The following is a 14,240-nucleotide window of genomic DNA, read 5'->3' as shown; positions in this document are numbered from 1 at the left end:
TACTAAATAATAGAAGAAAACTGCTAGTGTCTCATCGGACGTTAGCAGTTTTCTTCATTGATTTCCCAGGCAATTTTTTACCGTCAATAATCTCCCCTTAGCAACAAACTTGGAAAAGCGAGCCAATGTTTTGCTTAACCTGGCGGGCAGTATCTGAGTGGTTCATCGTGTAAAGGTGGATCCCGGACACGTCATTGGTCACTAAATCAACAATTTGATCAATTGCATAGGTGATTCCAGCTTGTTTCAATGCTTGGGGGTGGTTATGATATTTTGCCAGAATATCCTTAAACTTCTCCGGAACTGTCACCGCACTAGTTTGCAAAATTCGGTTAGCTTGTCGTTCATTAACGACTGGCATAATCCCCGCAATAATTGGTACATCAATCCCGCCAATGGCACACAGTTCACGGAACCGATAATAACTGTGATTATCCAAGAAAAGCTGGGTAATTATTTGGTCACATCCCGCTTCAACCTTTAGTTTTAAATGTTGAATTTCATCTACCATACTCAGTGACTCGGGATGCTTCTCCGGGTAGCAAGCTCCGGTAATTTGGAAGTCAGGATAGTTTTGTTTGATATAAGCAATCAAATCACTAGCATGAGCAAAGTCAGTTTTCTTTTCCAAATTTGGTCGTTCATCGCCTCGCAACACCAGTACCCGATCGACATGGCATACTCGCAATTGTTCCAAGATCCGATCAACGTCTTCCCGGCTGAGATACCAAGCAGGAAGATGGGCCATTGCTGGTACCTGACAATCGTTCTCAACGTAATCAGCTACCCTAACTGTTTCATGAGCAAGCTGTTTTGTATTGCTGTTACAAGTGACACTGATGAAATCCGGGGAAAGATCACGCAAAGATGTTAGTACCTGGTTAAGATGATTGATCCCCACCATCGAATTAGGCGGAAAAACTTCGTATGATAAAGTTGTCATTTAATCACCCTCTCCTAACTGACGACGAACTTCACGAGTTGCTTCAATTACATTGGCTAAACTAGCCCTTGTTTCCTCAACACCACGGGTTTTTAGACCACAGTCTGGATTAATCCAGACCTTTGGAGCAGCAATCTTAGCAAGGATCCGGTTGATTGTTGCCTTCACCTCGTCAACGGATGGAATTCGTGGTGAGTGAATATCATAAACTCCAGGCCCCACTTCCGTTTCAAAATGTTGTTTCTTCAGTGTATCCAAGATTTCCAAATTAGAACGTGAAGCTTCAAAGGAAATAACGTCGGCATCCATCGCATCAATTGCCGGAACAATATCGGAAAACTCGCTGTAACACATATGGGTATGGATCTGGGTTTCTGGTTTGACCTTGCTATGGACTAAGCGGAAAGCTGGAATGGCCCAGTTCAAGTATTCAGAATACCAATCAGATTTCCTCAGCGGCAGTTTTTCTCTCAAGGCCGCTTCATCAATCTGAATGATCTTAATCCCGTTAGCTTCTAGGTCAAGGACTTCCTTTTGGATAGCCAAAGCTAACTGAAGAGTTGATTCCTTTAAGCTAATATCTTCACGGGGGAATGACCAGTTCAGGATGGTTACCGGTCCTGTCAGCATACCCTTAACCAGCTTTTTGGTTTGGCTTTGAGCGTACTTGGACCACTTAATGGTAATTGGCTGTTGTCGTTTAACATCACCCCAAATAATTGGCGGCTTAACACAGCGGGTTCCGTATGATTGAACCCATGCATTCTTGGAGAAGATATATCCCGAAAGGTGCTGGCCGAAGTATTCAACCATATCATTCCGTTCAAATTCCCCATGTACCAAAACATCTAGTCCGATCTTTTCTTGCCACTTTAACCAATCGTCAATCTTTCCCTTAATAAAGTCGTCGTATTGTTTTTGATCAATTTCATGGCGACGGAACTGACGACGAGTCTGCCGAACTTCCTTAGTTTGTGGGAAGGAGCCGATCGTTGTGGTTGGTAAAAGTGGTAGGTGAAATTCTGCTTTCTGGATCTTTTCTCGTACCTGACGAGCTGGTTGACGAACAAAGTCTTCATCCTTCAGGTTTGCAATTTGCTCATGTAATTCAGCATCCTCCTGAACTCGCTGCTTCGCAAACAATTCCTGATTAGCTCGAAGCTTTTCTTTAGCAGAACCTTCGTAGATTGCTGCAAGCTCTTTAAGCTCAGCTAACTTTTCTACAGCAAATGCAAAGTGCTCTTTAACAGCTGGCTCAAAGTTTTCATTTTCAACTGTAATTGGCACATGGAGTAACGAACAAGAGGTGCTAACTATAAGATTTTTCACTCCAGCTTTCTTGAGTTGCGTCAAACTCTTATCATAATGGTTCCGCCAAATATTTTTTCCGTTAACAATTCCGGCAAAAAGAATCTTGTCTTCCGGAAAATGATGACGAACTAATTGAAGCGTCTGTTTTCCCTCAACAAAGTCAAGGCCAAGACCATCAAACGGTAATTCGATCAGGTCGTCATAAATATCCCGAACGTCACCAAAGTAAGTCTGCAGGAGAACCTTTAATTTTCCTTTAGCGTTTAATAGTGGCTGGTAAAGTTCATTAAATAGTTGGCGATCTTCAGTAGTTAAATCCTTAACGAGAGCCGGTTCATCAAGTTGAATCCATTGCGCCCCGCTGTCTGCAAGTCGATCAAAAACTGCTTTATAGGCAGTTACAGCGTCATTAATAAAGTCATGAGCAGTCACATTTTGATATTCACTTAGCTTCAGTAATGTAAAGGGACCAATCAATACAGGGCGGGTAATGATCCCTAATTCTTTTGCTTCTTCAAACTCCGCAAAAATTTTATTTCCAGTTAGCTTAAATTGGGTGTCCTGATTAAGCTGCGGAACGAGGTAGTGGTAATTAGTGTTAAACCACTTCTTCATTGGCCAAGCTAAAACATTTCCCTCTTTGCCCTGGTAGCCTCGTGCTAAGGCAAAATACTTATCTAGTTCCGAAAGCGGCAAATCCTGAACTTTTTGGGGAACTAAATTAAAGAGGAAAGCAGCGTCCAAAGTTTGGTCGTAATATGAAAAGTCATTGCTCGGGATTGCATCAATTCCCGCCTGCTGAAGAAGTTCCCAGTTATTTTTCCTTAGTTTCTTTGCCGTTGTCCGTAGCTCTTCTTGACTAATTTTATTCTTAAAGTATTTTTCAGTAGCAAATTTCAATTCCCGCTTCTCACCTATCCGGGGGAAGCCAATAATCGTAGTTGTTGTCATCGTTCGTTCATCTCTTTCGCCTTTTTATTTGTCTAATAATCTACCATGGATTCTCGCTATTGAATAACTGTTAAATATTTGAACTGGATATAGGCAAAGACTATAATGCAAATAAAAAGGGATCAGACCAATGAGAATTAAACAATTAGAATACTTAGAAGCCGTGATTGAAACTGGCTCAATTAACGAAGCGGCTAAACGACTTTACCTTACCCAACCAAGTCTCTCAAGCGCGATCAAGGATTTAGAAAAAGAAATGGGAATCACGATCTTTCAAAGAAGTAACTCGGGAGTACGTTTAACTGCTGACGGGCGCGAATTCATGAATTATGCCAAACAAATTCTGGACCAAGTTCGTCTACTTGATGACCGCTTCAAACATCAGCAAGCGCTTCACCAGTCCTTCGCTGTTTCCGCACAACACTATGCTTTCGTTGTTAATGCCTTTGTAGAATTAATCAAGGAAATCAATTCACCAACTTATAAGTTCACTCTCCGTGAGACGGAAACCGAAAATATTTTTAATGATCTACGAACTTTTAAGAGTGAGTTAGGTATACTCTATATCAATAATTTTAACCGGCGAATTATCAATAAATTGTTAACGGAAAACGGCCTCAAATTCACGCCACTCTTTGTTGCTAAGCCACACGTCTTTTTAAGCCGTTATAATCCACTTGCAAAACGACACTCAATCAGCCTTGATGATCTGACCGAGCTTCCCTACCTCTCTTTTGAGCAAGGTGAAAATAATTCCTTTTACTTTTCCGAGGAGATTCAGTCAACTTTGAGTCATAAAAAGGAGATTAAGGTTAGTGACCGGGCAACCATTTTCAACTTAATGGTCGGGTTAAATGGCTACACCATCAGTTCAGGAATCATTAGCAGCAAGCTTAATGATGACAAGATTGTCGCTATTCCCTTGGAGCTTGACGATCCCATAACAATCGGGATTGCTCAACATCAGCATACTGTGCCAAGCCAGTTAAGTCTGAAATTTATTCAGTTGCTTAAAAATCATATTCGTGATTACGGGTTTAAGATTATTGGGGAGAATGACGACAAGGCGTGAATCGTTTAATTACGGTCCACGCCTCTTTTATGCTTAAATGATGTTTCTCGGCGGTAGCGCCAAAACGCGTTCAGCCTAAGCTCCCTCAAGATAACGACCTCTCTCCGCAGTAGCTGACTGAACTTTATATTCATAAAGTTCTAGTCATCTTTGCTGGCTCGCACTCTAACCCATTTTATAATAGAATAAAGGTGAGCGCTTCCTTTATAAGGAGGAATTTTCTATGCCTAAAGCTAAGACACTTCAGCTAAAATGGTTAGCTTTAGCAAGTTTATTAAATAGTACAGGTGCAGCATTTCTTTGGCCGTTAACAACAGTCTTTATCAATAAGCACCTCGGAGAATCATTAACCGTTGCCGGAATTGTTCTTTTCATCATGTCCATCACTATGATAGTGGGAAACTATATCGGTGGTTATTTATTTGATCGTTGGAATGCGTATTTTACCAGCGTTTGGGGCGCTATTATCGCTACTGTTGCAATTATTTTAATGATTTTTTGTCATAATTGGCCTGCTTTCCCAATTTTAATCTGTTTTGTTAGTTTTGGAGACGGGATCTGTGCCTCCGTTATTAATTCATATGGCAACTTTATTCCAAGCAAAGATGCCCGCTTTGTTTACAACATGGTATGCCTTGCATTTAACGTTGGGGTTGTTTTAGGAACATTACTGGTAGGAATCCTATACCCAATTAGTATTGGATTGACATTTATTGTTGCTTCATGTTTTTACATTATCTTCCTATTAACTGTCCTCTTTTGCTTTAATGTCCCTCTTCATAGACAAATAAAGAAAAAGCAGAATACAAATTCTCAGGAAAATAGTAGTCACCGATCCCTTAGAGAAGTTATTATCTATGCAATTTTCATTCATCTAATCATGATCTACTTAGCGTATGCACTTTGGGAAAGCATCATGTCCGTTCATATAACCAATCTGGGGATTCCATTTGTAGCATATAGTCTGCTTTGGACTTTGAATGGAGCAATTATTATTGTAGGTCAACCAATCATTAGTTATTTTGCTCCCTACATTAAATTACATATCCAAATTTATATTGGTTTACTTCTTTTCACTTTTTCTTTCCTTTTTCTACCGTTTATTCATACATTACTGGGCTTTACCCTTGATTTTATCGTTTTAACTATTGGCGATATGCTTAGTATCCCAGGAATTCCAGCATGGATCTCTGAGATAACGCCGATTAGTAAATCTGGCAAATATCAAAGTCTCATTAGCAGTACCGTTTCTATCGGTCGGGCAATTGGTCCTCTTCTTGGTGGAATCATCATTGAGGCCTATTCATATAACGTCCTATTTATTACTGCCTTCCTATTAATGTTAGTCACTTTTATACCGATTGTGATTACTAATCATCTCTACCTCAAATTTAAATAACCCTATTAATATATAAGAAGAGCAATGACCAAGTGTCCGTCTTGATCATTGCTCTTCTTATTGTCCATTTATTTCATTGCTATTGTGCAATAATTTGATATTACTTCAAATACTTTTCTGGATCACTCAAAAGTTCATCAATAGATACTTTCCGTGCTTTCTCACTGCTGTCCGCTTCAGTGAGATTTAACTCGATCTCCTTTGACGAAACTTCATTGTCACCAATAACAGCAAAGTACTTACTGTTTCGCCGGCTTGCTTCCTTAATTTGAGTACCAACTTTCAGGCCTTGATAATCCTTATCGACTTTGATTCCCATATTACGAAGCGGTTCCATTAATTCAAAGGCAAATTCATCTGCCTCCTCGCCAACAGTGGCAAAGAATAAATCCAGTCCGGGCTGTGGAACAAAACTCTTATTTTCTTGTCTCAACAGAAGAAGTAATCGTTCAACTCCAATACCATAACCAATACCGCCCTCGTCAGGACCACCAATTTGCGAAATCAATCCATTGTAGCGACCACCACCACAAATTGTCGTGTAACCACCACCAAATACTGGCGAGTTAGACATAATTTCAAAAATAGTGTGAGTATAATAATCCAATCCCCGAACCATTTCATTATCAACTACATAGTCAACATTAAATTTATCAAGGATCCTCTTTACTGAATCAAAGTACTTGGCAGAGTAATCACTCAATGAATCCAGGATTGAAGGGGCATTCGCAACAATCTTTTTATCGGTCTCATCCTTACTATCAAGGACACGTAATGGGTTCTTATATAAACGTTCCTTAGAATCATCACTAAGTTCATCATAATGTGGCTTTAAGTAGTCAATCAAAGCTTGGCGGTAGTTATCACGGGTTTCTTTATCGCCAAGTGTATTGATGGCAACCCGTAACCCTGAAATTCCAAGCCGCTTAAAGAACATTAATGCTTCAAGAATAACTTCCGCATCAATTTGTGGTGACTCGCTATTTAAGGCTTCACAACCAATTTGGGTAAATTGACGTTGGCGTCCTGACTCTGGTCGTTCATAACGGAACATTGGCCCCATGTAATAAACCTTGTATGGCTTAGCATATTCAGGGCCAAATAACTTGTTCTGTACATAAGCCCGAACAACTCCAGCAGTTCCTTCTGGTCGTAAAGCAATGTGACGATCACCCTTATCGTGAAAGTCATACATTTGCTTTTCAACAATATCAGAGGTGTCACCGACATTCCGCGCAAAGACGTTATAGTCTTCAAACATCGGTGTTCGAATTTCTGAATAACCAAATTCCGCGAATGTATTCCGTGCAATATTTTCAACTTTTTGCCATAGTTCACTTTCACCAGGCAAAATATCAACAGTACCACGTGGCCGTTGATAATTAACTTTAGCTTTTGCCATATTATAGAACCCACCTTTTCAAACAAAAAGGCTCCTCAGTAAGTCTACCGACTTATGAAGAGCCTTTATATACTACCTTAATTCACACTTACCATCAAGGTAAAGTGTTCCACCGGGTAAATGGTATAACCACCCGCCGGGGTAATAACGCTCCCCATCACGAAATATTTTTAGTATTCACATAAGCAAAATGTGAATTAAAGATGTTTCTCAAATCAATAAAAAGAATTAGTCGACTAATCTTTTTGAAGAACAAGCATTAAATTAATACTGCTCTTGAATTAAATGATAAACGATCATATGAATTTGTCAATATGCATTTATCACGTTTTACTTCCCAGCTTTTGGGTAAACTGGGTTAGCATCATCATATTCGTAATGACTAATATGTCCATCTTGCATCCAGCGTCGTAACCGATCAATTTCTTCAGCATGATCAGGATCAAGTAATTGAGGGAACTCACCGCGGATCGTATTATCATATCCTGCATGGTTAATTTCTCGTGGCTTAATATCCTGAATAAAATCAAATGCTCGACCACTAGTAATATCGTCTAATTGAAGGCAACTGGAATCAAGAAAATTAATCACTACTTTCCCGTGTGGAGTTCCTTTAATAAATTCCACACTCTTAACTTCATCCTTTTTAAATGAAGTAATCTTACCATTAACATACCGATAAAAATTATGGATTGATGTCATCAATATTTCTTTACTGCCATGATTATCATTCACAATTACTTGTGACATCCGATCGTTTGTCTTTTCTATCGTTTGTTTAAATTCACTGGTAATGAGTGAAGCAGGAACTACTTTCTCAATCCGCTGAACACTTACGTTATAATTATCTGTCATAAATCAACACAACCTAACCGATAAAAGGAAGAGGGATATAATTGAATACCCTCTTCCCATCAAAAAGACTAGAAGACATTCTGGAAGGGAATTTAAAAACTGCTGTTAATAGATAGCTGACTAAAAAGACTTATACTGTTTACTATTAGTATTTAACAGCGCCATTAGCAGTTAATGACTTGTAACCCATCTTGTCGAGCCATTCTGGCATGGTTAAGTCTTCCATGATTTCCATATCCTTATCTGGTGTCAAGATAGAACCACCAGGAATGGAATCAACTGGCATTGAAACATAAGGAGCAACCGTAATTGCGTTACCGATTTGTCCTGGTTCCATCATTGTGTGAGCAAAGCCGATCCATGAACTCTTGAATGAAGTATTAGCATCTTGACCACACTCTGCAATTGACTTAGCGATTGCCTTCCGACGACCCTTAAGGTATTCAATTAGTTCGTCTTCGTTAGGAGTTTCCCAAACACCAGCATCTTCAATAAACATACTGGAGTCCTTTGAAGGATCCTTAGCAAAGGAAAGAGCAATTGCTGACCATACACCATATCCTTGACCAGGCTTCATGTCTGAATCATTCATTGGCCGTTCTGCAGTAACACCCTTGTTAGCACAAACAATGAATGAACCTGGAGCTGGGTAGTGACGACGATCATCGTTTACACCAAAGTATTCAACTAAAGCATCTTGTAATGGCTTAGCATCGTAAATTGGTAATTCACTGCCATCCCATTGCTTTTCAGTAAAGAGTGGTTCAGCTTTATCAACTTCAGGGTTTCTCAACAGGTCATAACCAATACAGTGACCCTGAGGACCAGTAAATGATGAAGCAGTAGTCATGTTAATTTGACCAATGTAAGCATTCTTAGTTTCGGCACGGTCGTATGAAACAATACCATCTAAGACATCATCATCAGTCTTGTCACGGACACCAGCATCAACTTTCAAACCAGTTACATAACCGTTACCAAGATTTCCTGGTTCCATGTAACCACGACTCCATTGCTTGTATGGACTAATCGCAATACGGTCAACGCCAAGCTTATTAAGTTTCGTATCTAATTCGGACATAATTAGACCTCCATTAATTAAAACAAAAGTTACAACAATAGCAACGAACGAAAGCGCTTCCTATTCCTTACAAGCCTCAGTATATATATATATATATATATGTCAATAGGAAACGGGAAATTTGTTGAAAAAATTGCAGTTTTTAAAATAATTAACCTCAAAATTTAAAAGAAAAAAGACGCCAAAATTTTAATTTTGACGCCTTTTACAGCCATATTATTGTTTTCTATTTTTTAATTAAGCACACAAATTTAATCTTTAAAAGTTAGTGAACCAGATCGTAGACCCCATAAATAGCTACTACTAAAATAACTATTGCAAAAATCAATTCACCCTTAGTAAAGATTTTCTTACCATGTTGGTGACGAGCCCACATATACAGTGGAATACCAACAGCGTAGAAAATAAATGAAATCAAAGTATATTTAATATTTGCAGAATATGCCATAAAAATAATGTACAGGAATGCTAGGATCCCAATTGCCATCCCTGCACCACGATGGTGTTTTGTATTTGTAGGAAAGTCACCGTTTTCCTTACGACTAATCTTAATCAAGTACATTGAAGATAACAAGTAAGGTGGAACGGTCATAACCCCAACAATTGTCAACAGCATTTGATATGCACTTTCATCAAAGTGTGCAATTAAAATAATAATTTCAATTAATACAGTCGCAATGATAATTGAAAATACTGGTTCTCCCTTCTTCGAAACCTTAGCGAAAGCCCGTGGGAAAGAACCATCTTCTGCTGCTGCATGTTGTGGCAATTCAGCCAACATTTGAATCCAGGAAATCCAACTTGAGAAGACAGCAACTAACAATGCAATTGCAATCACGTCACGACCAATATTATTATGCCAGATATTAGTCAAAATGTAGGCAGTTGAAGGAGAGGTCATCTTTGCTAATTGACCATATGAATAGGCACCTAACGATAGCATCCCGACAAGTGCATACATCACTAAACAAATAACGAAACCAATAACGGTCGCAGGAGCAACCTGCTTAACATTCTTGGCCTTACCAGACATAACGACGGCCCCTTCAATTCCTCCAAAGAGCCACAGGGTTACCATCATTGTGTTCATTAACTGATGCATCACACTACCCATTGGTTTATCACTAACGGATGGAACACTGTGAGTAGCGTTCATATTAGTGGTAAATGTATGGATATTAAAGTGAAATAGCACAGAAACAAGGAAAACGATAACAACTGCTAACATAATTGCAGTAGCAATCTTTTGAACACCACTTGATACCTCAACCCCACGGAGAACCAGAGCGGTTATTGCCCAGGTAATAATTGAAGCACCAATAACTGATGGCCAGTTATTACCACCTGTAAAGGTTCCCGGGAAGAAGTAGTCTAAGGTACTCATAACCAAGACAGCATATGCAGCATTAGCAGCACACTCACAAACAAAGTATGCCCATGCACTAAAGAATCCGGTAAAAGAGCCGAAACCAACTTGAGCATATTTATAAAGACCGGCAGTTAAATCTGGTTTAACATCACTTAAAATAACAAACATTTCAGCAATGAACCAAATACCAATACCAGTAATAATCCAGGAGAGGAACTGAGCAGTAACCCCAGCTTCCATCGACATATTCTTTGGTAAGTCAAAAACTCCTGAACCGACCATTGCACTAACACAAAGTGCAATCAAACCAACAAGCCCCATCTTTTCAGCTTGTTTATTCCCATCGGCCATTTTGTACACATCCCTCACATCGTATTTGTAAGGAATAGGAATATGCACAATGTTCAAATTCAATATATCACTTGTATATTGATTGTTCAATAAAATATTAACCGCTATCATAAGTTAATAATAGTCTTAACAACCACGATCCTGCTCAAACATAATTATTCATTTTTCAAAAAGTATGCTACACTTGTTACTGTTATTTCATGGCGGTATTGGTGAAGTTTGGTTAACACACCGGTTTGTGGGTCCGGCACGCGTGGGTTCGAATCCCACATACCGCCCTTTAATAAAAAATGCTATTCAGGAAATTCCTGGATAGCATTTTTTGTATTATAAAGTTTTCGACAACAGAGTAGAAACGTGTTCGCCCTAACCTTCCTCGAGCTAACGACCTCCGACTCCGACGTCAAGACGCCGTTCGTCGCAGAAATCGTTAGCCACCGGAAGGTCTTAACGGGCTCACACTCTATCCTATCAACACTTCCATTACCAGAATTCCGCCACCGAAAATGAGGACAAAGGCAACGACTGGCCAGACGAAGCGAACCCAGTGAGAGTACTTCATGTCAAGCATTTGCAGAGTTGCCATAACTAATCCGGTTGGTGCGAGGAAGAGCATTGCGTATTGACCGAACTGGTAGGCGGTAACGACGATGTACCGTGGAATATGAACAGTATCGGCCAACGGTGCCATGATTGGCATGGCAAGAACTGCCAAACCAGAGGAAGATGGCACAATAAAACCAAGGACGAAGAAGATCAGCATCATCATGATGATGAAAACAGATCCTGACATATGACGAACTAATTCTGAAGATTGGTAAAGGATCGTATCAGAAATATAACCATCATTCAAGATGTTGTTAATTCCCCGTGCTAATCCAATAATCAATGATACCCCAACTAAGCTGGCGGCACCGTTAGAGAATGCTTCGGTTGTTTGGTATTCACCAAGCCCATCCTTATGACCAAAGCATGTTAAGAACATGATAATTACCGCAATCAATAAGAATGATGATGCCATTTCTGGGAAGGCCCAGCCCTTAGCCATCACACCCCAAATCATAATGATAAATGAAGCGGCAAAGAGAATTAAAATAATCCGTTTCTTAATTGTAAATGTAAGATCCTTTTCTTCTGAAGAATCCATTGACCACATTTCATCAAACTTCTCCTTATCCTCATAAGTGTATGAGAATGATGGATCTTTTTGAACCTTCCGGGCATACCAATGGAGGTAGAAGAGCAGGCAAATAACAGCCACGGTAAAACCAACAATTCGCCCAGTCATCCCCTGGGTAAATTGAGTTCCGGCGGCATTAGAAGCAATAACAACCTGGAATGGGTTAATAATTGAGAAAGTTGTCCCGATTGACGAAGCCAGGAAGATGGCCCCAACAACGACAATTGAGTCATAGCCCATTGCAATAAATACCGGTGCTAAAATTGGGTAAAAAGCCACCGCTTCTTCCTCAATTCCACAAAGCGTTCCCCCAAATGCCAACAGAACGGCAACCATAAAGATAAGAATAAATTCTTTACCCTTTGACTTCTTCGTCAATGCTTCAAGCCCTGACTCAAAAGCCCCACTTGCCTTAACAACCCCAATAAGGCCACCAAGGACAAAGATAAAGATCATAATATCAACGGCCTGCATCGTCCCGTTAACCATGCTGGTAAAAATTGAATACAGACTCATTGGGTGTTGCTTAAGCCGCTTGTAGGTTCCCGGAACTGAAACCGGCTTACTAATTGCCCCAGATTTGAACTGATCGACATCAATTTTTACGTTGAGCTTCTTCAGTGTCGCCTGTGTTGCCGGATAAACCGTCTTCTTTCCACTTGGCGCTACAACTTGAAGATGATCATTGCTATACGAAAGTTTAGAATAACTCCCCGCTGGTACAAACCATGTTAAAAATACTGAAATGACCGTCAGAAAGAACAGAATTGTGAAGGCGCCAGGCATCTTCAGTTTCCATTTTTTCTTTGGCTGATTAGCAGTTGCATCCATAACCCTAAACTCCTCACTATAATAAAATAATTGCATTTACCACTACTACTCCCGTCCGTTATTCGGATAGTTGTATAATAGTAGTTAATATGATTAACAGTTATTAACTGATTAATCAGTTACAATCAAAATTTTAGTAAGCGCTTTCCATGATCATCAAAAATAATCACAATTAATCATGAATAAAATTAAGGAATTCACATGTTAAAAAATCTCAACTTTTTACGTTACCGGAAATACCAACGAATTATCATCGCTGCCATTTGTGTTGCTCTCGCGTCTCAAATCGGTACCAGCGCTTTTACCACGGGGAATACAATTGCTCTTTCTGCGTTTCTTTTACCAGTCTTTCTCTACTTCAACCAGGACTTAAACCCGCTTCAATTAGGTCTGGCAATTGCCATTGCCTCCCCGGTTTTTCGGGGCTTTATTTTACTGGTCAGTAATGGCGCAACGGCATCGAATGCCCTCACCTATACTATCGCAGACATTATCTTTTTTACCTGCTACGTATTCCTTTATTATTTAATTTATTGGCTCCGTAGTTTTCAAAATAATGTTGCCTTTTACTTTACGATTATTATCTGTGACTATTTTGCTAATATGACCGAGATTGCCTTTTTAAATCACTTCAGCGCGTTCTCCTTTAATACTCTTCAAGGACTATTTATTCTTGCCTTTGCTCGCTCGACATTAGCTTTCCTTATTGCTTTTCCCATTCGTTACTTTCAATTTTTAACGGTGAATAGCGAAAGCCACGAACGACAATATTATCACTTCATTTTGGTCGCATCAGCGGTTAAGAGTGAGGTTTACTTCATGAAAAAAACGATTAACGAGATTGAGCAGGTAACCAAAAACGCCTACCAACTTAACCAACACTTAAAAGAGAAGGGTCTTCCTGAGGAGCAGGCAATGGCATATAAAATCGCTCAAAATGTTCATGAAATCAAGCATTCCTACCAAAATCTCATTAAGGGACTGGGCGATTATTTTGATGATCAGAGTAACGCGCCAATGACAATGATGGACATTTTAAAAATCGTTGTTGACTATTCACAAATGATTATCCGTGAGAAACAAGCTCATATTAACCTCGTTGTTCAAAATCACGTTGACATTACGATCCCGCGTCATTTCTACTTAGTTACCATCCTGTCAAACCTCATCATCAACGGGATTGATGCGATCGGGACTAAGCGAAACGGGGAACTGCTAATTAAAGTAACTGCTGATAGTCGTCACGTTTTCTTTTCTGTCACCGATAACGGAAGTGGAATCCCGAAAAATCTTCTCCCACTGATCTTCAAATCAGGTTTTTCGACTAAGTTTGATCAATTTGGGGATATCTATCGGGGAATCGGCCTTTCAAACGTCAAGACAATTGCAGAAGAACAATTTGCGGGAAAGATCACTGTTGATTCGACTCCAAATGTCGGGACAACATTTTTCGTAACATTAGATCGGCAAAAGTTAATTAGTTAGGGGGAGCAAA

The 14,240-nt window shown here is 39.6% G+C and carries 10 protein-coding genes and 1 tRNA gene; 4 read left to right on the top strand and 7 right to left on the bottom strand.

What is annotated here, in order from left to right; translation table 11 throughout:
- Window positions 1–97: 97 nt before the first annotated feature.
- Both metF and metE read right to left on the bottom strand, forming a co-directional pair.
- Window positions 98–943 carry a methylenetetrahydrofolate reductase [NAD(P)H] gene (metF, locus tag PRK60_RS00570; protein WP_148444507.1) on the bottom strand — a complete coding sequence of 282 codons (846 nt, stop codon included), beginning with the start codon at window positions 941–943 and terminating at the stop codon, window positions 98–100.
- The gene (metE, locus tag PRK60_RS00565) at window positions 944–3,205 is read right to left on the bottom strand and encodes a 5-methyltetrahydropteroyltriglutamate--homocysteine S-methyltransferase (protein ID WP_148444508.1); all 2,262 of its coding nucleotides are present in this window, start codon (window positions 3,203–3,205) and stop codon (window positions 944–946) included. It abuts the gene before it with no gap.
- 130 nt (window positions 3,206–3,335) lie between these two features.
- Here metE and PRK60_RS00560 point away from each other — a divergent pair, with 130 nt between their 5' ends.
- Window positions 3,336–4,277 (top strand): LysR family transcriptional regulator, encoded by a 942-nt coding sequence (locus PRK60_RS00560; RefSeq protein ID WP_102168369.1) that lies wholly within the window; start codon window positions 3,336–3,338, stop codon window positions 4,275–4,277.
- Window positions 4,278–4,500: 223 nt separating this feature from the next.
- Window positions 4,501–5,676, top strand: a complete 1,176-nt coding sequence (locus tag PRK60_RS00555; RefSeq protein WP_273646113.1) for an MFS transporter — start codon at window positions 4,501–4,503, stop codon at window positions 5,674–5,676.
- 100 nt (window positions 5,677–5,776) lie between these two features.
- On the opposite strand, the gene hisS is transcribed toward PRK60_RS00555, so the two are convergent.
- The 4 genes from hisS to hdcC all read right to left on the bottom strand — a co-directional run bounded on the left by hisS (window position 5,777) and on the right by hdcC (window position 10,734).
- On the bottom strand, window positions 5,777–7,078 hold the full coding sequence (gene hisS, locus PRK60_RS00550) for a histidine--tRNA ligase (RefSeq protein ID WP_102168371.1): 1,302 nt from the start codon (window positions 7,076–7,078) through the stop codon (window positions 5,777–5,779).
- A 330-nt stretch (window positions 7,079–7,408) separates the two neighbouring features.
- The gene (gene hdcB / locus PRK60_RS00545; RefSeq protein WP_102168372.1) at window positions 7,409–7,933 is read right to left on the bottom strand and encodes a histidine decarboxylase maturation protein HdcB; all 525 of its coding nucleotides are present in this window, start codon (window positions 7,931–7,933) and stop codon (window positions 7,409–7,411) included.
- A gap of 145 nt (window positions 7,934–8,078) precedes the next feature.
- Window positions 8,079–9,014: a histidine decarboxylase, pyruvoyl type gene (hdcA, locus tag PRK60_RS00540; protein ID WP_102168373.1), complete on the bottom strand. Its 936-nt coding sequence runs from the start codon at window positions 9,012–9,014 to the stop codon at window positions 8,079–8,081.
- A 265-nt stretch (window positions 9,015–9,279) separates the two neighbouring features.
- Complete coding sequence (hdcC, locus tag PRK60_RS00535) at window positions 9,280–10,734, bottom strand: histidine-histamine antiporter (RefSeq protein WP_102168374.1); 1,455 nt, start codon at window positions 10,732–10,734, stop codon at window positions 9,280–9,282.
- 203 nt (window positions 10,735–10,937) lie between these two features.
- Between hdcC and PRK60_RS00530 the strand changes: the two genes are divergently transcribed.
- Window positions 10,938–11,012: transfer RNA gene (locus PRK60_RS00530), tRNA-His, on the top strand.
- A gap of 185 nt (window positions 11,013–11,197) precedes the next feature.
- Here the strand turns inward: PRK60_RS00530 and PRK60_RS00525 are convergent.
- Window positions 11,198–12,745 carry a YfcC family protein gene (locus tag PRK60_RS00525; RefSeq protein WP_273646420.1) on the bottom strand — a complete coding sequence of 516 codons (1,548 nt, stop codon included), beginning with the start codon at window positions 12,743–12,745 and terminating at the stop codon, window positions 11,198–11,200.
- Between the two features lie 201 nt (window positions 12,746–12,946).
- Here PRK60_RS00525 and PRK60_RS00520 point away from each other — a divergent pair, with 201 nt between their 5' ends.
- Entirely contained in the window at window positions 12,947–14,230 is a 1,284-nt protein-coding gene (locus tag PRK60_RS00520) for an ATP-binding protein (RefSeq protein ID WP_273646112.1), read from the top strand.
- Window positions 14,231–14,240 lie beyond the last annotated feature (10 nt).

The organism is Limosilactobacillus portuensis (assembly GCF_028607025.1).
Taxonomy (GTDB): Bacteria; Bacillota; Bacilli; order Lactobacillales; family Lactobacillaceae; genus Limosilactobacillus; species Limosilactobacillus portuensis.
This window is presented reverse-complemented; position numbering and strand designations above follow the sequence as displayed.